1 protein-coding gene is annotated in these 299 nt (G+C 58.5%); it reads left to right on the forward strand.

Annotated features, from left to right (window positions below):
* Positions 1-299 (forward strand): transposase (locus tag K3G39_RS20565; protein WP_220628042.1); only part of this gene is annotated, 299 nt, incomplete at both ends.

Here is a 299-nt window from a genome sequence, read left to right on the forward strand (position 1 = left end):
AGCCTACGTCAAGTACAACTATTTCCACTCGGAGCAGAAAAAGAAACACCAGCACAACCCCTTCCTGAGCCAGAACCTGTATTATAACCAGCAAGAGGACTTCTTTGTCTGCCCCATGGGCCAGCGGCTGGAGAAGGTGGGAGAGCACAGGCGCACTTCTGAACTCGGGTATATTTCCACCCTCTCCCGTTATCAGGCCCGCCGGTGCCAGGGCTGCCCGCTGCGGGGGCAGTGTTTTAAGGGCCAGGGCAACCGAATGATCGAGGTCAACCACCGGCTCCAGCGCCTGAAGGCCCGGG

The sequence above is a fragment of the Pontibacter sp. HSC-14F20 genome (assembly GCF_019599265.1).
Taxonomy (GTDB): domain Bacteria; phylum Bacteroidota; class Bacteroidia; order Cytophagales; family Hymenobacteraceae; genus Pontibacter.